Origin of the sequence: Ruegeria lacuscaerulensis (genome assembly GCF_013033355.1) — a bacterium.
Classification (GTDB): domain Bacteria; phylum Pseudomonadota; class Alphaproteobacteria; order Rhodobacterales; family Rhodobacteraceae; genus Ruegeria; species Ruegeria lacuscaerulensis_A.
Genome location: NZ_WQDY01000010.1, coordinates 116,585 through 135,859 on the forward strand (window position 1 = coordinate 116,585; position 19,275 = coordinate 135,859).

23 protein-coding genes are annotated in these 19,275 nt (G+C 58.9%); 19 read left to right on the forward strand and 4 right to left on the reverse strand.

Translation table 11 applies throughout. From position 1 onward, the window contains the following. Nucleotides 1-117 precede the first annotated feature (117 nt). From GOW48_RS16925 to GOW48_RS16955, 7 genes are all read left to right on the forward strand, one after another. Nucleotides 118-732, forward strand: coding sequence for a ribonuclease D (locus GOW48_RS16925; RefSeq protein WP_170755372.1), 615 nt, complete (start codon nucleotides 118-120; stop codon nucleotides 730-732). Beyond that, the gene (locus GOW48_RS16930; RefSeq protein WP_170755373.1) at nucleotides 729-1,697 is read left to right on the forward strand and encodes a KpsF/GutQ family sugar-phosphate isomerase; all 969 of its coding nucleotides are present in this window, start codon (nucleotides 729-731) and stop codon (nucleotides 1,695-1,697) included. Before GOW48_RS16925 ends, GOW48_RS16930 begins: the two co-directional genes overlap by 4 nt. A gap of 12 nt (nucleotides 1,698-1,709) precedes the next feature. Continuing rightward, a complete protein-coding gene (gene lptC, locus GOW48_RS16935) occupies nucleotides 1,710-2,309 on the forward strand; it encodes an LPS export ABC transporter periplasmic protein LptC (RefSeq protein ID WP_170755374.1) in 600 nt (199 codons plus the stop codon). 81 nt (nucleotides 2,310-2,390) lie between these two features. Next, nucleotides 2,391-2,804, forward strand: a complete 414-nt coding sequence (locus tag GOW48_RS16940) for an LptA/OstA family protein (RefSeq protein WP_170755375.1) — start codon at nucleotides 2,391-2,393, stop codon at nucleotides 2,802-2,804. Continuing rightward, a complete protein-coding gene (lptB, locus tag GOW48_RS16945) occupies nucleotides 2,804-3,562 on the forward strand; it encodes an LPS export ABC transporter ATP-binding protein (protein WP_170755376.1) in 759 nt (252 codons plus the stop codon). Before GOW48_RS16940 ends, lptB begins: the two co-directional genes overlap by 1 nt. 252 nt (nucleotides 3,563-3,814) lie before the next feature. Further along, entirely contained in the window at nucleotides 3,815-4,378 is a 564-nt protein-coding gene (gene hpf, locus GOW48_RS16950) for a ribosome hibernation-promoting factor, HPF/YfiA family (protein ID WP_170353773.1), read from the forward strand. 60 nt (nucleotides 4,379-4,438) lie between these two features. Then, nucleotides 4,439-4,903 (forward strand): PTS sugar transporter subunit IIA, encoded by a 465-nt coding sequence (locus GOW48_RS16955; protein WP_170353772.1) that lies wholly within the window; start codon nucleotides 4,439-4,441, stop codon nucleotides 4,901-4,903. A gap of 74 nt (nucleotides 4,904-4,977) precedes the next feature. Here GOW48_RS16955 and dalA read toward each other — a convergent pair whose 3' ends face one another. Next, nucleotides 4,978-5,493: a divisome-associated lipoprotein DalA gene (gene dalA, locus GOW48_RS16960; RefSeq protein WP_170755377.1), complete on the reverse strand. Its 516-nt coding sequence runs from the start codon at nucleotides 5,491-5,493 to the stop codon at nucleotides 4,978-4,980. 168 nt (nucleotides 5,494-5,661) lie between these two features. Between dalA and GOW48_RS16965 the strand changes: the two genes are divergently transcribed. Further along, nucleotides 5,662-6,258: a L,D-transpeptidase gene (locus tag GOW48_RS16965; protein WP_170755378.1), complete on the forward strand. Its 597-nt coding sequence runs from the start codon at nucleotides 5,662-5,664 to the stop codon at nucleotides 6,256-6,258. 139 nt (nucleotides 6,259-6,397) lie between these two features. Continuing rightward, complete coding sequence (locus GOW48_RS16970) at nucleotides 6,398-6,580, forward strand: hypothetical protein (protein ID WP_010442520.1); 183 nt, start codon at nucleotides 6,398-6,400, stop codon at nucleotides 6,578-6,580. 83 nt (nucleotides 6,581-6,663) lie between these two features. On the opposite strand, the gene hemH is transcribed toward GOW48_RS16970, so the two are convergent. Continuing rightward, on the reverse strand, nucleotides 6,664-7,713 hold the full coding sequence (gene hemH, locus GOW48_RS16975; protein WP_170755379.1) for a ferrochelatase: 1,050 nt from the start codon (nucleotides 7,711-7,713) through the stop codon (nucleotides 6,664-6,666). 56 nt (nucleotides 7,714-7,769) lie between these two features. Continuing rightward, a complete protein-coding gene (locus tag GOW48_RS16980; protein ID WP_170755380.1) occupies nucleotides 7,770-8,600 on the reverse strand; it encodes a methyltransferase domain-containing protein in 831 nt (276 codons plus the stop codon). A 46-nt stretch (nucleotides 8,601-8,646) separates the two neighbouring features. Here GOW48_RS16980 and GOW48_RS16985 point away from each other — a divergent pair, with 46 nt between their 5' ends. The 4 genes from GOW48_RS16985 to GOW48_RS17000 are packed head-to-tail and all read left to right on the forward strand — an operon-like array spanning nucleotide 8,647 to nucleotide 10,924. Beyond that, complete coding sequence (locus GOW48_RS16985) at nucleotides 8,647-9,345, forward strand: ComF family protein (protein WP_170755381.1); 699 nt, start codon at nucleotides 8,647-8,649, stop codon at nucleotides 9,343-9,345. Between the two features lie 37 nt (nucleotides 9,346-9,382). After that, entirely contained in the window at nucleotides 9,383-9,640 is a 258-nt protein-coding gene (gene grxC / locus GOW48_RS16990; RefSeq protein WP_170353766.1) for a glutaredoxin 3, read from the forward strand. Beyond that, on the forward strand, nucleotides 9,637-10,467 hold the full coding sequence (locus GOW48_RS16995; protein ID WP_170755382.1) for a carbon-nitrogen hydrolase family protein: 831 nt from the start codon (nucleotides 9,637-9,639) through the stop codon (nucleotides 10,465-10,467). The genes grxC and GOW48_RS16995 overlap by 4 nt, the downstream gene beginning before the upstream one ends. Before the next feature lie 16 nt (nucleotides 10,468-10,483). Continuing rightward, nucleotides 10,484-10,924 carry a MarR family winged helix-turn-helix transcriptional regulator gene (locus tag GOW48_RS17000; RefSeq protein ID WP_170353764.1) on the forward strand — a complete coding sequence of 147 codons (441 nt, stop codon included), beginning with the start codon at nucleotides 10,484-10,486 and terminating at the stop codon, nucleotides 10,922-10,924. A gap of 2 nt (nucleotides 10,925-10,926) precedes the next feature. On the opposite strand, the gene ubiG is transcribed toward GOW48_RS17000, so the two are convergent. Further along, on the reverse strand, nucleotides 10,927-11,673 hold the full coding sequence (gene ubiG / locus GOW48_RS17005) for a bifunctional 2-polyprenyl-6-hydroxyphenol methylase/3-demethylubiquinol 3-O-methyltransferase UbiG (RefSeq protein WP_170755383.1): 747 nt from the start codon (nucleotides 11,671-11,673) through the stop codon (nucleotides 10,927-10,929). Between the two features lie 48 nt (nucleotides 11,674-11,721). Between ubiG and pip the strand changes: the two genes are divergently transcribed. From pip to infB, 6 genes are all read left to right on the forward strand, one after another. After that, a complete protein-coding gene (pip, locus tag GOW48_RS17010; RefSeq protein WP_170755384.1) occupies nucleotides 11,722-12,699 on the forward strand; it encodes a prolyl aminopeptidase in 978 nt (325 codons plus the stop codon). Next, on the forward strand, nucleotides 12,696-13,514 hold the full coding sequence (locus GOW48_RS17015) for an ABC transporter substrate-binding protein (protein ID WP_170755385.1): 819 nt from the start codon (nucleotides 12,696-12,698) through the stop codon (nucleotides 13,512-13,514). The genes pip and GOW48_RS17015 overlap by 4 nt, the downstream gene beginning before the upstream one ends. Before the next feature lie 158 nt (nucleotides 13,515-13,672). Continuing rightward, a complete protein-coding gene (rimP, locus tag GOW48_RS17020; protein ID WP_170755386.1) occupies nucleotides 13,673-14,263 on the forward strand; it encodes a ribosome maturation factor RimP in 591 nt (196 codons plus the stop codon). Next, nucleotides 14,263-15,873, forward strand: a complete 1,611-nt coding sequence (nusA, locus tag GOW48_RS17025) for a transcription termination factor NusA (RefSeq protein ID WP_170755387.1) — start codon at nucleotides 14,263-14,265, stop codon at nucleotides 15,871-15,873. Before rimP ends, nusA begins: the two co-directional genes overlap by 1 nt. A gap of 24 nt (nucleotides 15,874-15,897) precedes the next feature. Next, nucleotides 15,898-16,521, forward strand: a complete 624-nt coding sequence (locus GOW48_RS17030; RefSeq protein WP_170755388.1) for an RNA-binding protein — start codon at nucleotides 15,898-15,900, stop codon at nucleotides 16,519-16,521. An 8-nt stretch (nucleotides 16,522-16,529) separates the two neighbouring features. Then, a complete protein-coding gene (infB, locus tag GOW48_RS17035; RefSeq protein ID WP_170353757.1) occupies nucleotides 16,530-19,004 on the forward strand; it encodes a translation initiation factor IF-2 in 2,475 nt (824 codons plus the stop codon). Nucleotides 19,005-19,275 lie beyond the last annotated feature (271 nt).

Below are 19,275 nucleotides of genomic sequence, written 5' to 3' on the forward strand. Positions count from 1 at the left end.
AGCACTGGAACGCGAGGTCAAGAAACCCGCGCATATAGGCCGCGTTCCACGGATGGCGTTGAGTTTACGGATCAAACCGCCTATCTCGGAGGCGAAATCGCACAAAGGACAAGCTCGTTGGCCAACCATCTCTATAAAAACGACCTGCCGGACGGGTTGGACCTTGGCCCTGTCGTGGCCATCGACTGCGAAACCATGGGTCTGAACCCGCATCGGGATCGCCTGTGCGTGATCCAGATGTCGGGTGGCGACGGAAACAGCCACATCGTGCAAGTGGAAAAGGGTCAGACCAAAGCCCCGAACCTGTGTGCGATGCTTGAAAATCCCAATGTGTTGAAACTGTTCCACTTTGGCCGTTTTGACATCGCCGCGATGTTCCATGCTTTTGGTGCCCTGGCCGCGCCTGTCTATTGCACCAAGATCGCCAGTCGTCTGGTGCGCACCTATACCGACCGTCACGGATTGAAAAACCTGTGTCAGGAGCTGATCGGCGTCGACATCTCGAAACAGCAACAAATGAGCGATTGGGGCGCCGAAACCCTGACCGACGCACAGTTGGAATATGCTGCCTCGGACGTTTTGTACCTGCACCGCCTGCGCGAGGCGCTGGACGGGCGGCTGGCCCGCGAAGGCCGAACGGAAATGGCTCAGGCCTGTTTTGACTTCTTGCCGATGCGTGCGAAACTTGACCTCGCCGGTTGGCCCGAAACGGATATTTTTGCGCACTCATGACCGATACCGAAGCTTTCCTGAGAACCGCCCGACAAGTCGTCACCGACGAGGCCCGCGCGCTTGACGTGCTGGCCGATAGCCTGAACGAAGATTTCGCCGAGGCCGTGCAGCTGATCCTGCAGGCGACGGGCCGTATCATCATCAGTGGCATCGGCAAATCCGGGCATATCGGCCATAAGATAGCGGCGACATTGGCGAGCACCGGAACACCCGCTTATTTTGTTCACCCGGCCGAGGCGAGTCATGGCGATCTGGGAATGGTGTCCAAAGGGGACGTTGTTCTTGCGATCTCGAATTCGGGCGAAGCGCCGGAACTGGCAAACTTGCTGGCGTTTACCCGCCGGTTTGGGATTCCGCTGATCGGCTTGTCCAGCAAGCCTGAAAGCACGCTGATGAAACAGGCGGATGTGCACTTGCTGATCCCGTCGATGGGCGAGGCATGTGGGTTTGGGATGGTGCCGTCGATCTCGACCACGCTGACGCTGGCAATGGGGGATGCGCTTGCGATTGCGCTGATGAAGTACCGCGATTTTAAGCCTGAAAACTTTCGAGACTTCCACCCCGGTGGTAAACTCGGGGCGCAGTTGAGCAAGGTGCGCGACCTGATGCACACGGACACGCCGGTTGTTTCCTCAGGAACGTCGATGAGCGAAGCGCTATTGGTCATGAGTCAAAAAGGCTTCGGGGTGGTTGGCGTAACCGATCACGACGGGCGGCTATTGGGCATCGTGACAGATGGTGACTTGCGACGAAATATGGATGGGCTTCTAGGGTACACAGTCGATCAGGTTATGACCACCGACCCGCGCACTATTGGGCCAGATGAACTGGCCGAAGGTGCAGTTGCGTTGATGACTATGCAAACACCCAAGATTACATGCCTTTTCGTAGTTGACCCAGAGTCCGATGGACAGGCAGAAGGGATATTGCATATCCACGACTGCCTGCGCGTTGGATTGGGTTAAGAGGGCACGACCGTGGACAGCCATTCACGCATGGTGCAATTCCTCAAGGTGCTGCTGCCGTTGGTGGCCATCGTGATGCTTTCCACCGTGTTCCTTCTGTCCCGCAGTATCGAAACCGACGTCAAAGTTCCCTTCACTCAACGCGACATAGAAGAACGTCTGGCGGATCAGATCGTGACTCGGCCCAATTATCGCGGAACCACGCGCAAGGGCGAAGAAGTTCAGATTGAAGCAATCCAGGCCACACAAGGTACCGAGAACTCGGTCCCTACAGCATCCGAGTTCAGTGGGCGACTGGGGCTGTCTAACGGGGGGATTATCACTCTGGATTCGAACTCGGGCATGATCCGTCCTGACAAGAACACTGCGACCTTCATCGGGGATGTGGTGATCACGACCACTGACGGAATCGAAGTGACCACGAATATGCTGAACACCGCGCTGGACGAAATACGCGGCGACACTCCGGGTCAGGTCAATGGGACCGGGGTTATCGGAAATTTTTCAGCAGGTCGCATGACCTTTGGGACCGAAAAAAAGGACGGCCCGGTCCATATTATTTTTACAGACGGCGTGAAACTGATATACGAGCCGAAAAGAGCAGAAAGATAGCCTGTGTTCGATTTTCGAATTGCCCTTGTCGGAATTGCCTTGTTGAGCAGCACTTTTTCAGTGTCCGCTCAGGAAACACAAGTGGCGTTTGGCGCAAAAAAAGCTGACCCCAGCCTGCCAGTCGAAGTCACGTCTGAGTCGTTGAACGTGAATCAGGAAGATGGCTCGGCCGAGTTCATTGGCAATGTAATTGTCATTCAGGGTGAAATGCGCCTGACGGCCGAGCGCGTACTTGTCATCTACAATGCGGATCGGTCTGGCATCGAGCGTATGGAAGCGACCGAGGATGTGGTTCTGGTCAGCCCGCCAGATGCAGCTGAAGGGGATTGGGCCGAATATACCATCGATTCGGGTGTGATCGTCATGCGCGGCAACGTTCTGCTGACGCAGGGGCCAAGTACGATCAGCGGCGATCAGATGAACGCCAACCTGACGACAGGGACGGCGACCATGACGGGCAACGTTAAAACCATTCTGCAGCAGGGTGCCAACTGATGGCTGGACCGAACCTGAAACTGGCTCAGGGCAGTTCGGGGCTCAGGATCGAAAAGCTGCGGAAGTCTTATCGGAAAAAGACCGTCATCCGAGATGTGTCAATGACGTTGGACCGATCCGAAGTGGTCGCGTTGCTGGGGCCGAACGGGTCCGGCAAGACCACCACTTTCTATTCTGTTGCAGGGTTGGTTTTTCCCGAAGCTGGTCGCGTAACCATCGATGGGCAGGTGGTGACGACCCTTCCAATGTATCGCCGGGCGCGGCTTGGGATCGGATATTTGCCGCAAGAGATGTCGATTTTTCGCGGGATGAGCGTTGAAGACAATATCTCGGCTGTTCTGGATATCACGGTGGGGCACGCCCATCGCCGCAAAGAACGTCTGGAAGAGCTGCTGTCCGATTTCTCGATCGAGCATCTGCGCCGTGCGCCCGCGCTGGCCTTGTCGGGTGGTGAGCGCCGCCGGGTCGAGATTGCGCGTTGTCTGGCTGCCGATCCAAAGTACCTGTTGCTCGACGAACCTTTTGCCGGGGTCGACCCGATCAGCGTGGGTGACATCCGTCATCTGGTCGCTGATCTGAAAAAACGCGGGATCGGGGTTTTGATCACGGATCACAACGTGCGTGAAACGCTCGAGATCGTGGACCGCGCCTATATTTTGCATGACGGTCAGGTACTTATGTCCGGAACACCGGACGAAGTCGTTGAAAACGAAAACGTGCGGCGCGTCTACTTGGGCGAAAACTTCCGTATTTCATAGGTTTGCGCGGTATTGCGCCGAATGCATGGCGGAAATCTCGTATATACACGCCTGTTTTGATTGACTCTTCCGCCGTCTCTTGCCTCAATTGGGTCATGGCATTTTTTCGGTTCCAGTCTGGATCACGATGCCCCTTCTTGGAAGGGATCAAGTTCCGGCTACCGCGGAACATGCCGATACCCCCCACCCGATAAAAAGAAGCGCGCTGTGTTACGCAGCGTCAGAATGGGTGTGAATTGTGAAGGAGATCACATGCGTTACCAAATCAGCGGAAAACAGATCGACATCGGTGAAGCACTTCAGACCCATGTGCAGACCGAACTTGGCGAGGTTGTGGGCAAATACGCCCAGCGACCGACCGACGCCAATGTCGTCTTTTCCCGTTCTGCGCATGAATATGTGTGCGAGACCACCGTACATCTTTCCACCGGCCTGACGGCGCAGGCCAAAGCCCATGCTACCGAGATTTACGCGGCATTCGAGGGGTGCTGTGACAAGATGGAAACACAATTGCGCCGTTATAAACGCCGCCTAAAGGATCACCACAAGGATCGGGTCGAGCCGGTTGAACTCTTCGGAGCTTCCTCTTATATCCTCGCCTCTGACGAATCTGAGTCGGCAGATGAGCCAGAATCTCTGCAGCCGATGATCGTGGCTGAGATGGAAACCAAGATCCCATCGCTGAGTGTTGGTGAAGCCGTTATGCAGATGGAATTGGCTGGTGCCCCGGTGCTGGTGTTCCGGAATGAGAACAAGGATGGATTGAATGTCGTGTATCGTCGGGAAGACGGTAACATCGGCTGGATCGATCCATAACAGGCAAGATTAGAAAGGCGTGCCCCTGCATTGGCAGGGGCTTGCCATTGGAGCAAAATCATGGAGCTTTCGAGCATTCTGAAGCCCGAAGCAGTACGTGTATTGTCAGCCGCTTCCAGCAAGAAGCGGCTGTTTCAGGAAATTGGCGATGTTGCTGCGGCAACCTTGGGCCTGGACGAGCAAACTGTCGTTGATGGTCTGCTCGAACGTGAAAGCCTTGGGCCCACGGGTGTGGGCCATGGCGTTGCGCTTCCCCATGCGCGTCTGACTGAAATCGAACAGGTCGCTGGCGCGTTTGTCATGCTGGAAAAGCCCATCGATTTTGGCTCGGTTGATCGTCAGCCAGTCGATATCGCCTTCGCGCTTTTCGCACCGGAAGAAGCGGGTGTAGACCATCTGAAAGCGCTCGCGCTAGTGTCTCGTACCCTGCGTGACACAGCGGTTTGCGCCAAGCTGCGTGCCAACCCTGACCCGGTCAAGCTCTATGCGATCCTGACCGAGGCGCAATCGATGCAAGCGGCCTGATCCTGCGCTTGAAGCGTACTAACGAAAAAGCCCCCGATAATCGGGGGCTTTGTATTTCGAGGCTACGGCGGTGGTCAGCCGCCGGTGCCCATTTCCAACGTCCACCAGATTTTTCCACCCGATTCTTGATGCCAAGCAAATCCCATCTGCGTGGCTTTAGGATCCAGTATCACTGATCTTGGACCGGGTTCCTGCATCCAGGCAGCCAATGTCTCGGTTTCGGTTTCGAAGGTTTCCGAAATAGCTTCGCCCAGGAATGTGCCGAAATACCCAACGCGCGCGGCCCGATCTATTGGGGATGATCCATCGGACCCAAAATGCCATGGCCGGTTCTGGCGTGCCATATCCTTGGAATGTGTGGCAGCCGCAGCATTGAGCTGTGAATTCAGTTGCACAGGCTGCAGACCCGAAGCTTGCCGCAGTGCGTTAACCGAATCAAGCATGCGGAACTGTAGCTTTTCGGGATTGCCGCGAATCTTGTAAACAGTGGGCAGCGGACGGCCATCCGCACCAATCGTCGTGGTTGAGCTTGGGGTACAAGCCGCCACAGCAGCAAAACATAAGAACAGAAGTGTAATAATACGCGTCATGGTCGACCTGATTTTTGTGTCATCTTACGCAATAGCGCGACCAACGGGCTTGGGCAAACCTGCAATGGCTGATTCCCGCGTGATTTTGCCGGTTTGATTTGCGATTGACGTATTCAGGCAATAAAATGCGTCAAATTCCTTTTCTGGTTTAGCAAAGGACCGTCACAAATGGTCAAGAAACTCATTCCTTCCTCGCGCCGCGGATTTCTGGTCGGTGCGTCCGCCATTCTGTCTAGTCCGGCGATTGCTCAGTACATTCCGGGCGATCCTCTGCGTCCGGCACCCGAACCCGAACCGCAGGTGCGGCGAAACATTTCGGGTTTCCGTGCTTTGGACTGGCAGCCCTATTTTGACAACACGCGCAATGGCGCAATCCTGGTCGATACCGTTTCACGGGCACTGCATTATTGGTCAGACGACCAAAGCGTGTATAAACTCTACCCATCATCGGTTCCGCTGACCGAAGAACTCACGCGTCGCGGTCGCACAAGCGTCATTCGCAAGGTCGAAGGGCCCAGCTGGGCGCCGACACCTTCGATGAAGAAGCGAAACCCCGAATGGCCGGACTATATCCCGCCGGGTCCAGATAACCCGTTGGGAACGCACGCTTTGTATCTAAGCTGGAAGTACTACCGAATCCACGGAACCCACGATACGCGCAAAATAGGGCGTCGGTCTTCGAACGGATGCATCGGTCTTTTCAACGAAGATATCGCCGAGCTGTTTTCGATGGCGAAGGTTGGCACTCAAGTGTTGCTAATTTGACGACAAAACCGCGCATGAAGTCGCTTGCGAAGCAACTTCCATTTGCATTCCAGTTGGATAGCTGGTTAGAAAAAAACACGAGGTAAGTCTTGGGTGTGCGGTTTCGCTATCTGAAACCGTGCTTATTCTGGAGGTTAATATGAAGAAACTCGTTCTCGCCGCTGCACTGACTGCTGCTGCTTCGACCGCTTATGCTGGCAACCTGGAAGAGCCGGTTGTTGAAGCACCTGTTGTTGTCGAAGAAACTCAGGGTTCGTCGCAGGGCATCATCCTGCCGCTGATCCTGCTGGTTGTTGTTGCAGCAGCTGTTGCAGCAAGCTAATTCGATACGAATTATCCAAGAAAAAGGCGGTGGAGAAATCCATCGCCTTTTTTGTGTCTGTTCGCCGGCCCTGACAGAGCTGGTCAGTCCAGCCAGCCTTTCAAATTGTCCTCGATTACTTTGCCCAAAGCAGCAATGTGCGAATCGTCGTCGTTGAGGCAGGGAATATAGGTAAAGCTCTCGCCGCCGGCTTCTTCAAAGCTTTCCTTGATCTCTTCGTTGATTTCTTCCAGCGTCTCGATGCAATCGGCTGAAAACGCAGGCGCGATCACCGCGATATTCTTTTTCCCCTGACGCGCCAGTTCTGCCACGTGATCGACCGTGTAAGGCTTCAGCCATTCCTCGGGGCCGAATCGCGACTGGAAGGTTGAGACAAGCTGATCATCCGCCCAACCCAGCCGTTCTTTCAGAAGGCGAGAGGTTTTTGCACATTGGCAGTGATAGGGATCGCCCTGCTGCAGATAGCGGTCCGGCATTCCGTGATAGGAGCAGACCAGAATGTCGGGCTTGGTCTCCATCGCGGCGTAGGCCTGTTCCACCGACCCGGCCAAAGCGTCGATATAGGCAGGTTCGTCGAAATAAGCCGGAACCGTTCGGCTGGAGGGTTGCCAAGCCTCCTCCATCAGGGCGCGGAAGAATTGGTCATTGGCAGTAGCCGTCGTTGCACCTGCATATTGCGGGTAGAGCGGGAAGAACAGGATGCGATCACAACCCGCGGCCACCATCTCGCGCACTTTGGATTTGGTTGAGGGGTTGCCGTAGCGCATACAGAAATCGACCATCACCTGATCGCCATAGCGCGCCTGCATCGCATCGCGCATCTTGGCGGTTTGGTCCTTTGTGATCGTCATCAGCGGGCTTTCGCCCTTGTCGTGGTTCCAGATCGACTTGTACGCCTCGCCCGAGCTGAAGGGCCGTTTGGTCAAAATGATCCCCTGCAGGATCGGCTGCCATTTCCATTTCGGATAGTCGATGACGCGCTGATCCGACAAGAACTCGTTCAGGTAACGGCGCATGGGCCAATAGGTATAGTCGTCCGGCGTGCCCAGATTGGCCAGCAGAATGCCGACGCGGCCCATTTTCACCTTCGGGTGGTCGGCAGGGGCATGGGCGGGGCGAGTGGCGTCAAACATGAGGGGCTTCCTGAATTTCTTTGTACCGGGCTGAGATAAACGGATTTGTCCAGTCGTCAATCGGTCAGTTTGCCCTCTTTTGTGCCCAGCGCTTCAGCAAGGCGGGTTTGGGCCGATCCAGGGCGCAGGGGCTTTTGCTGACTGTCATCAGGGGACCAGCCGGTCAGGCAGATCAGTTCATAGGTGGTGTTCAGCCGCCCTTCGGGCGTTGCAAAGTGATCGGCGTATATCTGCTGGGCGCGGTCAAAGATCTGCCGCCGAGTGGGGCGTTTGATGCGATCGGTTAGGCTGTTGGTTTCACCCATGGCGCGCAAGTCCTGCATTAGGTGCCGCAGGTCGCGGTATTCCGCCGCCAGTCGCGTCGTATCTGCCACCGGCAAGGCCAGCCCGGCCCGTTGCAGCAAGCCGCCCAGATCACGCAGTTCGCCCATCGGTGCGATGCGTGGGCTGAGCCCGCCAGAGATTTCGATCTCGGCCTGACCCAATGCTGCGCGCAGTTCGTGCAGGGTTTCTCCGCCCAGACAGACCACCAGCAACAGCCCGTCAGGCTGCAGGGCCCGGTGGCATTGAATGAGTTGGCCGACAGGGTCGTTGGCCCAGTGCAGCGCCAACGCGTGGATCACCAGATCATGCGCGCCGGGGGTCAGGTTCAGCACCTCATCATCCGCCACGATCTGCGCTTTTGGCATCACATCTCGCCAGACATGGGCGAAGGGCGTCACCACAGCCGGAGCCGTAAAGGTTTTGTTAACCATGCTGAGTCGATCCTGAACCTCGTCCACGGCGGCGCGGTGCAAGAACAGCGCCTCGTCCCGCGCGCGGGCGCGATGCAGGGTCAGGGCCTTGCGGTCGAACAGAGAGGGTGCGTTGGAAGCAGGCAGTTTCATAGGGCGCAAGTATCGCATCTGGCCGCGGATTCAAACCGCCCTTCAGATGATCTATCCACCCCGCTGCATGGGGTGTGGAGAGCTGACCGAGTCCGATTTCGGCCTCTGCGGCCCCTGTTGGCGCGACACGCCCTTTATCGGAGGGGTGGTCTGCGAAAGCTGCGGAATGCCTCTGCCTGGTGAGGCAGATGGCCACCGTATTGAATGCGACGACTGTATGAAAACGCCCCGACCATGGCGGGACGGACGCTCGGCGCTGTTGTATGATGGTAAGGCACGGGGGCTGATCCTTGCGTTGAAACATGGCGACAGGCCGGAATTGGCACGTCCGTCGGCGCGGTGGATGGCGCAGGCGGGTCGAGATTTGTTCCGCGACGATATGTTGCTGGCCCCGGTGCCACTGCATTGGTCCCGATTGTTGAAACGGCGCTATAACCAGTCGGCCCTGCTGGCGCAGCATCTGGGGCGGCACACGGGGGTTGAGGTCTGCCCCGACCTGCTGATCCGACGCATTAAAACCCCGGTTCTGGATGGAAAAACCGCCGCGCAGCGGGCCAAGACGCTGGAAAACGCCATTGCGCCGCATCCCAAACGCTTAAACCGGATGCACGGGCGGGATGTGCTGTTGGTGGATGACGTGATGACCTCGGGCGCGACGCTGGCGGCTTGTGCGCGAGTCTGTCTTGCGTCGGGCGCAAATCATATTTTCGTGTTGACCCTAGCGCGCGTTGCCAAGGATACCTAATTCGCGCAGGATTACGCGAAACCCGAAGGGACGACTTATGAAACCGGTTGAGATTTACACATCGCCTCTGTGCGGCTTCTGCCACGCCGCCAAACGCCTGCTGAAACAGAAAGGCGTCGAGTTCAAAGAGGTCGACGTTCTGATGCACCCCAAGCGCAAGCCCGAGATGATCAAACGTGCGGGCGGCAAACGCACCGTGCCGCAAATCTTCATCGGCACCCAGCACGTGGGTGGCTGCGATGACCTGTACGAGCTGGACCGTCAGGGCAAGCTGGACCGTCTGCTGGCGGCATGAAGACTGCGCTGCTGCAGATCACCTCGTCGGATGATTCGTCTGACAATCTGAACATGGTGCGCGCCCTGATGGCCGAGGCCGCCGGGCAGGGCGCGCAGTTCATTCTGACGCCTGAGGTGACGAATTGCGTGTCCAATTCCACCACGCGCCAGCGCGAGGTTCTGCAGCACGAGGAAGATGACCAGACGCTGGCGGGCCTGCGCGATCAGGCCGCCGCGCTGGGCGTTTGGCTGCTGATCGGCTCGCTTGGGATCAAGACGCATGACGCCGATGGGCGCTTTGCCAACCGATCCTACATGATCGACCCGCAGGGCCAGATCGTGGCGCGCTATGACAAAATTCACATGTTCGACGTGCAGGTCTCGGAGACTGAGACCTTCCGCGAATCGAAAAACTACCGCCCCGGCGACCGGGCGGTGATTGCTGACACCGATTTCGGCAAGGTCGGCATGGCCATCTGCTACGACATCCGCTTTCCGCATCTCTTTGCCGCCTTGGCGCAGGGCGGGGCGCGGATTCTGACCGTTCCGGCGGCGTTTTCGCCGGTTACGGGCAAGGCGCATTGGGAATCGCTTCTGCGCGCACGGGCGATTGAAAACGGAGCCTGGGTGTTGGCCCCGGCGCAAACCGGCGCGCATCCGAAAACCCGTGGCAAGACCCGCCACACCCACGGTCACAGCATGGTTGTGGCCCCATGGGGAGAGGTCGTCATCGACGCAGGCACCGATCCGGGCATTCACATTTTCGATTTGGATGATAGTTCTGTGACAGAGGCACGCCGCCGCGTGCCCTCATTGACGCACCTGCGGGCTTTTGACGGCCCCTGATCCAGAGCCGGACCCAATGACGGACGACACCAATGCCCTTGCGGTCACGCTGTTCAGCGAGATCCTGACCGCCGACCAGCTATTGCGCAACCGGCTGAGCCGGGTGCTGCCCAAGGGCATGGAAATCTCGCATTTCTCGGTGCTGAACCATCTGGTGTTTGTCGGCGATGAACGCACCCCGGCGCAACTGGCCAGCACCTTCCACGTGACGCGTGGGGCGATGACCAACACTTTGGCCAAGCTGGAATGGGCCGGATACATCCACATCCGTCCCGACTGGGACGACGCCCGCCGCAAGATGGTCGCCATCAGCCCAGCCGGTCGCCGCGCCCGCGATCAGGCGATTTCCTCGATTGCGCCGCTGATCAACCGCGTGGTCGGAGAGTTAGGGTTGGAGCGGGTGCGCAGCACGTTGCCCGTGCTGCGGGATTTGAGGTTGCAGTTGGAGGGGGAGTAGCCTCACCCTGGCTTCACACTCGCCGTCACATAATTCACGCTTAGATCGCGGTCCGAGATCGACCAGCTCCACAGGATCGGGTTGAAGACGAACCCCTTGCGGTCCACTGGCTCCAGCCCGGCTTGGCGCAGCAGGTCGAACAGCTCATCGGGGGTGATGAACTTGTTCCACTCATGCGTGCCGCGCGGCAGCCAGCGCATGACGACTTCGGCCCCGAAGATGGCCATCGCATAGGATTTTGGGTTGCGGTTTATGGTCGAACATACCTGCAACCCGCCGGGTATCACCAACTGTTGTGTTGCGGTGAGATAACCCAGAGGGTCGGCCACGTGTTCGACCACCTCCATATTCAGCACCACGTCGAATTGCTCGCCCGCGGCGGCCATGTCCTCGGCGGTGGTGTGGCGATAATCGATCTCAAGCCCCGACTGCTCGGCATGAATGCGGGCGACGGGTAAATTGCGCTCGGCGGCGTCTGCGCCCACGACCGTCGCGCCCAGACGCGCCATCGGTTCGCTCAGCAGCCCGCCGCCGCAACCGATATCAAGCAGGCGCAGGCCCTCGAAAGGTTTCGTAGCCGTCAGATCGCGGTCAAATTCACCCGCAATTTGCTGTGTGATATAGTCCAGACGGCACGGATTGAGCATGTGCAAGGGTTTGAATTTCCCATGGGGGTCCCACCATTCTGCGGCCATCGCCTCGAATTTTGCGATCTCGGACGGGTCCACCGTGTTCGGATGCGCTTGCATTCCTGTCTCCGTGTGCTCTTTTACGTTTAAAGACTATATAGGGCCCTAATGGATAAGTACCCGGACCAAAAGCGCGCAGTTCAATATCTGTACCCGCCGATCGACCCGTTCGATCAGCGGATGGTCGATGTGGGCGACGGGCACCGTATTTATATGGAGCAATGCGGCAATCCCGAAGGGCTGCCAGTTGTGATCCTGCATGGCGGCCCCGGTGGCGGGTGTAGCCCGGCGATGCGGCGCTATTTCGATCCGCGTGTGTTTCGGGTGATTCTGTTTGATCAGCGCGGGTGCGGGCGGTCGCGGCCGCATGCCTCGGTGGTGGACAACACGACGTGGGATCTGGTGGATGACATCGAGCGTCTGCGGACGTTGCTGGATATCGACGACTGGACGGTGTTTGGCGGCAGCTGGGGCGCGACGCTGGCGTTGGTCTATGCGCAGGCGCATCCGGACCGGGTGAACCGGCTGGTGCTGCGCGGTGTGTTTCTGGCGACGCAGGCCGAGCTGGATTGGTTCTATGGCGGCGGCGCGGGCAAGTTCTGGCCCGAGCAATGGGCGAAATTCACCGCTCTGCTGACGGAGGATGAGCTGTCGGATACCATAGGCGCCTATCACAAACGACTGTTCTCGGGCGATCGGGCGACGGAAATCCTGTATGCGCGGGCCTGGTCGGCGTGGGAGAACGCGCTGGCTTCGATCCATTCGCACGGTTCTACAGGTGAAAGCCCCGGAGAATACGCGCGCGCCTTTGCGCGGCTTGAAAATCACTATTTCACCCATGGGGCTTTCCTTGAGAAAGACGGGCAGATTTTGGATCAGATGGACCGAATCGCCCATATCCCCGGACATATCGTGCAGGGGCGCTATGACATGATCTGCCCGCCGCAGGCCGCGTGGTCTTTGGCCGAACGCTGGCCCAATGCCGAGCTGAAGATGGTGCGCCAAGCAGGTCATGCCCTGTCCGAGCCCGGCATCAGCGCCGAGCTGGTGCGGATCATGGACCGTGTAGCGGAGGGCATCGCATGACCCGGATGGACCGTCGTGCCTTATTCGCCTCGGGTGCTGCGGCGGCTTTGCTGGCGGCCACAGGGGCCTCGCTGGCAGATACGCCCAAAAAGGGCGGGACGTTGCGACTGGCCGTGCCGCGCGATGACAGTTTGGAACAGGTGGCGCGTGGGGCTGTCTTTGATACCCTGACCGAGATCGCGCCCGATGGCACCCTGCGCGGCGAATTGGCGAGCGGGTGGCACACGGATGCGGATGCGCGGGTCTGGAGCTTTGATCTGCGGGCTGATGTGGCATTTCATGACGGTGCGGCACTGAATGTGGCGGATGTGGTGTCGGTGCTGCAACAGGTCGGGCAGGCCGAGGCTCTGACGGCAGATTCGGTGCGGCTGGAACTGACCGAGGCGAATCCCGGCTTGCCTTTCCTGTTGGCTGATACCCGTTTCGTCATCACGCGCGATGGGCAGGGCGTAACGCCCTTGCACACCGCCAATGGTACCGGATGCTACCGGGTGGAACGGGCCGAGGATGATCGGCATTTTCTTGGCCGCCGGGTGTCGGATCACTACAAGGACGGACAGGCCGGTTGGGCCGATGCGCTTGAGGTTATTGTGATCCCTGACGCCAAAGTCCGGGCCGAGGCGTTGCGTGACGGTTATGTGGACGTGGCGGCGCTGCCCGACAGCGATGGCCTGAAGGATCAGCGCGGCCTGCGGTACCACCCCAGTCAGGACGACATGGCGCTGGCCGTGGCCGGACAGGTGGGAATGCCGCGCCAGATCGGGGGGCGTGCGCTGGACGATGGGCGCATTGCAGAACGGTGGTGGCTGGCCTGACCTGATCACGTTTCACGCCGGGGGTTGCAGACTCGGCAACTCCTGCGTATATGCAGTTGCAACAGCGGCGCGTTGGACTTCTGGTCCAAGGCTCCACCGGAAAATACGACGGGCCGCGCGCCCGTTTTTTTGTGCCCGATTGAAGGGTAGAGACCTGAATGACAAACGACCTGATAGCCAAAGCAGCCATCGACCGGCGACTGGCCGAGATCATCACCCCCGTGATCGAGGATCTGGGGTATGAGCTTGTCCGTATCCGCCTGATGAGCGGCAAGACCACCACGCTGCAGATCATGGCCGATAAGCCCGATGGCGGCATCGAAGTGGATGACTGCGCCGAGATTTCCAACGCCGTCAGCGCTTCGCTGGATGTCGAGGACCCGATTCTGGACGCCTATACGCTTGAGGTGTCGAGCCCCGGTATCGACCGGCCTCTGACCCGTCTCAAGGATTTTGAGATGTTCGAAGGCTATGAGGCCAAGATCGAAACCGCCGAGCTGATCGACGGCCGTCGCCGCTTTAAGGGCGAATTGGCCGGGATCGAAGGGGATGAGGTTCTGATCAACATCCCCGAAGGGTCTGAGACGATCACAATCGGTCTGCAATTCGACTGGTTGAGCGACGCCAAGCTGGTTTTGACCGATGACCTGATCAAGGAAATGCTGCGCCAGCGCAAAGACGCCGGTGCCCTGAGCGAAAACGCTTTCGACGAGATTGAGACCGAAGGGTCCGAAGAGGAGACGAACTGATGGCAATCACCTCAGCCAACCAGCTGGAGCTGCTGCAGACCGCCGAGGCCGTGGCCCGCGAAAAGATGATCGACCCCGGTCTGGTTGTCGAAGCGATGGAAGAATCGCTCGCCCGCGCCGCCAAGAGCCGCTACGGCGCCGAGATGGACATCCGTGTCAGCATCGACCGCAAGACAGGTAAGGCGACCTTTACCCGCGTCCGCACCGTTGTTGAGGATGAAGAGCTGGAAAACTATCAGGCCGAGTTCACTGTCGAACAAGCCAAGCAATATATGGAAAACCCCGAGGTCGGTGACGTCTTCGTCGAAGAAGTTCCCCCGGTTGAAATGGGCCGTATCGCAGCTCAATCCGCCAAACAGGTGATTCTGCAGAAGGTCCGCGAAGCGGAACGTGATCGTCAGTACGAAGAATTCAAGGATCGCGCAGGCACCATCATCAACGGTGCGGTCAAGCGCGAAGAATTTGGCAATGTCATCGTCGATCTTGGCGGGGCCGAGGCCGTTCTGCGTCGCAACGACAAGATCGGCCGCGAAAGCTATCGCCCCAACGACCGCGTGCGCGCCTACATCAAAGAGGTTCGCCGCGAGGTTCGTGGTCACCAGATCTTCCTGTCGCGCACCGCGCCGGAATTCATGGCCGAGCTGTTCAAGATGGAAGTGCCGGAAATCTATGACGGCATCATTGAGGTTAAGGCTGTGGCCCGCGACCCCGGTTCGCGCGCCAAGATTGCCGTGATCTCGTATGACGGCTCGATCGACCCTGTCGGTGCCTGTGTTGGTATGCGCGGCAGCCGTGTGCAGGCGGTTGTGAACGAACTGCAGGGTGAAAAGATCGACATCATCCCGTGGAACGAAGATCAGCCGACCTTCCTTGTGAACGCGCTTCAGCCTGCCGAAGTTTCTAAGGTGGTTCTGGACGAAGAAGCCGGTAAAATCGAAGTTGTGGTGCCTGAGGAGCAGCTCTCGCTGGCAATCGGCCGCCGCGGACAGAACGTGCGTCTGGCCAGCCAGCTGACCAATCTGGACATCGACATCATGACCGAGGCCGAAGAATCGGCACGTCGCCAGAAGGAATTCGAAGCCCGCACCCAGCTGTTCATGGAGACGCTGGATCTGGATGAATTCTTCGCGCAATTGCTGGTTTCCGAAGGCTTTACGAACCTTGAAGAGGTCGCCTATGTCGAGATCGACGAGCTGCTGGTGATCGACGGCGTCGATGAAGGCACCGCGCAGGAATTGCAGACCCGCGCGCGTGAATTCCTGGAAGCACAGGCCAAGGCGGCCCTGGATGCCGCCCGCGCGCTTGGCGCTGAGGACAGCCTTATTGAATTCGAAGGCCTCACACCCCAGATGGTAGAAGCGCTGGCCAAGGATGATGTGAAGACTTTGGAAGACTTCGCCACCTGCGCCGACTGGGAACTGGCCGGTGGCTGGACCACAGTCGACGGCGAGCGCATCAAGGATGATGGTGTACTTGAGCCTTTCGGCGTGACGCTGGAAGAGGCACAGGATCTGGTCATGACGGCACGCATCATGCTGGGCTGGGTTGATCCGGCCGAGCTGGAGCAGGCGGACGAAGAAGCCGAAGTCGAAGAGGAGGCCGAGGCCTGATCTCAGGGCCTCGGGGTTGCTGACATGGGTCGCGGTGGCGTCCATAAGGATCGGTCGGACGGACCCGAACGCAAGTGCATCGCCACGGGCGAGGCTCAGCCCAAATATGGGCTGATCCGCTTTGTAATGGGTCCGGACGGTCAGGTCTTTCCCGATGTTGCGGCGAAATTGCCGGGGCGCGGGGTCTATGTGGCGGCGGATCGCGCCGCGCTGGACAAGGCCGTTGGCAAAAAGCTGTTCTCGCGCGGGTTCAAGACGCAGGCGACTGCGCAAACGGACCTGGCGGATGAGGTTGAAAAGCAAGTCGCGCGGCGGGTGATCGAGTTGATTAGCCTGGCGCGCAAGTCCGGTGACGCGGTCGCTGGGTATGAAAAGGTCAAGACGTGGCTGGACCGGGAAGAGGCTCAGGTACTGATTCAGGCCAGCGATGGATCGGGGCGCGGCAAGTCGAAACTCAGCACGCCGCACTTCGGAAAATACATCGGATGGCTGACAGCGGACGAGTTGGGGGCGGCATTTGGGCGCCAAACCGTGATTCATGCGGCGCTGGCCTCTGGCGGACTCGCCAAACGTGTTGTAGAGGAAGCGCAGCGCCTGCGTGGCTTGCGCGAAACGGATGACGGCGGCAAGGGCCGCACGGAAGGGTAAGAAGCTTTATGAGCGATAGTGACGGCAAAAAGACATTGGGTCTTCGTGGCGGGGCACGCCCCGGAAATGTGAAACAGAGTTTCAGCCACGGACGCACCAAGAATGTCGTGGTGGAAACCAAACGCAAACGCGTGGTGGTCCCCAAGCCGGGTGCCGGAAAGCCGGGTGGCGGAGCAACGCCCTCGGGCGATCCGTCGCGCCGTCCTGCCGGGATCTCCGACGCCGAAATGGCACGCCGGATGAAGGCGCTGCAGGCCGCCAAGGCGCGCGAGGCCGAAGAGGCCGCCGCCCGCGAGGCTGCTGAAAGAGCGCGTGAAGAAGAACGCGCCCGTCGCCGTGCCGAGCAGGAAGCCAAGGAACGCGAACAGCGCGAGGCCGAAGAGAAAGCCCGCGCCAAGGCCGAAGAGGAAGAGCGCAAGCGCAAAGAGGCAGAAGAAGCTGCCAAACGCGCGGCTGCCGCCCCGGCCCCGGAAGAGCCTAAAGCGGCCCGCAGCCCGGCCAGCAAGCCTGCGCCTGCGGCTGCTCCGCGCAAGCAGGACCGCGAGCGTGATCAGCGTGGTCGCGGCAAAGGCCGCGACGACAACCGCCGTTCGGGCAAGCTGACACTGGGTCAGGCCACTGGTGGCGAGGGCAACCGCCAACGCTCGATGGCTGCGATGAAGCGCAAGCAAGAGCGCGCGCGTCAGAAAGCCATGGGTGGTTCGGTTGAACGCGAAAAGGTGATCCGCGACGTTCAGTTGCCCGAGGCGATCATGGTCTCGGAACTGGCCAACCGTATGGCCGAGCGTGTGGCTGACGTTGTCAAATCGCTGATGCAGATGGGTATGATGGTCACGCAGAACCAGACCATCGACGCTGATACTGCGGAACTGATCATCGAAGAGTTTGGCCACAAGGTCACTCGTGTTTCGGACTCGGACGTTGAAGACGTCATCAAAGAGGTCGAAGACAGCGAAGACGATCTGCAGCCGCGTCCGCCGGTCATCACCATCATGGGTCACGTTGACCATGGTAAGACCTCACTGCTGGATGCAATCCGCGACGCGCGCGTTGTGGCCGGTGAGGCCGGTGGTATCACCCAGCATATCGGCGCCTATCAGGTGAAAACCGAAGGCGGCACCACGCTGACCTTCCTGGACACTCCGGGCCACGCGGCGTTTACGTCTATGCGCTCGCGCGGTGCTCAGGTCACGGATATCGTGGTTCTGGTGGTTGCGGCGGATGACGCCGTGATGCCCCAGACGATCGAGGCGATCAACCACGCCAAAGCGGCCGGCGTGCCGATGATCGTGGCGATCAACAAGGTCGACAAGCCGGATGCCAATCCGGACAAGGTGCGTACCGATCTGCTGCAGCATGAAGTGATCGTCGAGAAAATGTCGGGTGAGGTTCAGGACGTTGAAGTCTCTGCTATCACCGGTCAGGGTCTGGATGAGCTGCTGGAGGCCATCGCGCTGCAATCCGAGATTCTGGAACTGAAAGCAAACCCCGACCGCGCCGCCCAAGGTGCCGTGATCGAGGCGCAGCTGGACGTGGGCCGTGGCCCCGTCGCCACCGTTCTGGTTCAGACCGGCACGCTGCGTCAGGGCGATATCTTCGTTGTGGGTGAGCAATACGGTAAGGTCCGTGCGCTGATTAACGACAAGGGCGACCGCGTGAAGGAAGCTGGCCCCTCGGTTCCGGTCGAGGTTCTGGGTCTGAACGGCACACCCGAAGCGGGCGACGTTCTGAACGTGACCGAGACCGAAGCACAAGCCCGTGAGATCGCCGAATACCGCGAACAGGCCGCCAAGGACAAACGTGCTGCCGCTGGCGCTGCAACGACCCTTGAGCAGCTGATGCAGAAGGCCAAGGAAGACGAGAACGTCAACGAACTGCCAATTCTGATGAAAGCAGACGTTCAGGGCTCGGCTGAGGCCATCGTTCAGGCGATGGAGAAAATCGGCAACGATGAGGTACGCGTGCGCGTGCTGCACTCTGGCGTTGGTGCGATTACCGAGACTGATGTCGGCCTTGCCGAAGCATCCGGTGCACCTATCCTCGGCTTCAACGTCCGTGCGAACGCCTCGGCGCGGAACACTGCGAACCAGAAGGGTGTGGAAATCCGCTATTACTCGGTAATCTATGACCTCGTGGATGACGTGAAAGCGGCAGCCTCGGGCCTGCTGAGCGCCGAGATCCGCGAAAAGTTCATCGGTTACGCCGAGATCCGCGAAGTCTTCAAGGTCACCGGCGTCGGCAAGGTTGCTGGCTGTCTGGTCACCGAGGGTGTGGCCCGTCGTTCCGCGGGCGTCCGCCTGCTGCGCGACAACGTGGTGATTCACGAAGGCACGCTGAAGACGCTCAAGCGCTTCAAAGACGAAGTGGCCGAGGTTCAGTCGGGTCAGGAATGCGGTATGGCGTTCGAAAACTACGACGATATCCGCGCGGGCGACGTGATCGAAATCTTCGAGCGCGAAGAGGTCACGCGGACGCTAGATTGATCCGCTACGGTAAAGAAATCAGAAAACAGCGGTCCTTTGGGGCCGCTGTTTTTCTTTTGGGGGGTTACAGCGAAGAAATTCGGGGCTTTCTGGGTACATTTAGTGCACTCAAGCAAAGCATCCTTGCACTCGTTCCAATCAACACTCACCTGAATTCGACAGGGCGAGGCATAGTTGTCCTAAACATATAGACACTGGATGCTTGGGTCTGATTTGTTACGCATAAAGACCGAGAGAACGTACAACTGCTATCGGCTAGGAAGAGATCGGT

Bases quoted from the DNA above. Each gene is read 5' to 3' on its own strand.
- GOW48_RS16930 (WP_170755373.1), top strand. From the start codon at position 729: ATGACCGATACCGAAGCTTTCCTGAGAACCGCCCGACAAGTCGTCACC.
- lptB (WP_170755376.1), top strand. From the start codon at position 2,804: ATGGCTGGACCGAACCTGAAACTGGCTCAGGGCAGTTCGGGGCTCAGG.
- hpf (WP_170353773.1), top strand. From the start codon at position 3,815: ATGCGTTACCAAATCAGCGGAAAACAGATCGACATCGGTGAAGCACTT.
- GOW48_RS16955 (WP_170353772.1), top strand. From the start codon at position 4,439: ATGGAGCTTTCGAGCATTCTGAAGCCCGAAGCAGTACGTGTATTGTCA.
- dalA (WP_170755377.1), bottom strand. From the start codon at position 5,493: ATGACGCGTATTATTACACTTCTGTTCTTATGTTTTGCTGCTGTGGCG.
- GOW48_RS16965 (WP_170755378.1), top strand. From the start codon at position 5,662: ATGGTCAAGAAACTCATTCCTTCCTCGCGCCGCGGATTTCTGGTCGGT.
- GOW48_RS16970 (WP_010442520.1), top strand. From the start codon at position 6,398: ATGAAGAAACTCGTTCTCGCCGCTGCACTGACTGCTGCTGCTTCGACC.
- hemH (WP_170755379.1), bottom strand. From the start codon at position 7,713: ATGTTTGACGCCACTCGCCCCGCCCATGCCCCTGCCGACCACCCGAAG.
- GOW48_RS16980 (WP_170755380.1), bottom strand. From the start codon at position 8,600: ATGAAACTGCCTGCTTCCAACGCACCCTCTCTGTTCGACCGCAAGGCC.
- GOW48_RS16985 (WP_170755381.1), top strand. From the start codon at position 8,647: ATGATCTATCCACCCCGCTGCATGGGGTGTGGAGAGCTGACCGAGTCC.
- grxC (WP_170353766.1), top strand. From the start codon at position 9,383: ATGAAACCGGTTGAGATTTACACATCGCCTCTGTGCGGCTTCTGCCAC.
- GOW48_RS16995 (WP_170755382.1), top strand. From the start codon at position 9,637: ATGAAGACTGCGCTGCTGCAGATCACCTCGTCGGATGATTCGTCTGAC.
- GOW48_RS17000 (WP_170353764.1), top strand. From the start codon at position 10,484: ATGACGGACGACACCAATGCCCTTGCGGTCACGCTGTTCAGCGAGATC.
- ubiG (WP_170755383.1), bottom strand. From the start codon at position 11,673: ATGCAAGCGCATCCGAACACGGTGGACCCGTCCGAGATCGCAAAATTC.
- pip (WP_170755384.1), top strand. From the start codon at position 11,722: ATGGATAAGTACCCGGACCAAAAGCGCGCAGTTCAATATCTGTACCCG.
- GOW48_RS17015 (WP_170755385.1), top strand. From the start codon at position 12,696: ATGACCCGGATGGACCGTCGTGCCTTATTCGCCTCGGGTGCTGCGGCG.
- rimP (WP_170755386.1), top strand. From the start codon at position 13,673: ATGACAAACGACCTGATAGCCAAAGCAGCCATCGACCGGCGACTGGCC.
- nusA (WP_170755387.1), top strand. From the start codon at position 14,263: ATGGCAATCACCTCAGCCAACCAGCTGGAGCTGCTGCAGACCGCCGAG.
- GOW48_RS17030 (WP_170755388.1), top strand. From the start codon at position 15,898: ATGGGTCGCGGTGGCGTCCATAAGGATCGGTCGGACGGACCCGAACGC.
- infB (WP_170353757.1), top strand. From the start codon at position 16,530: ATGAGCGATAGTGACGGCAAAAAGACATTGGGTCTTCGTGGCGGGGCA.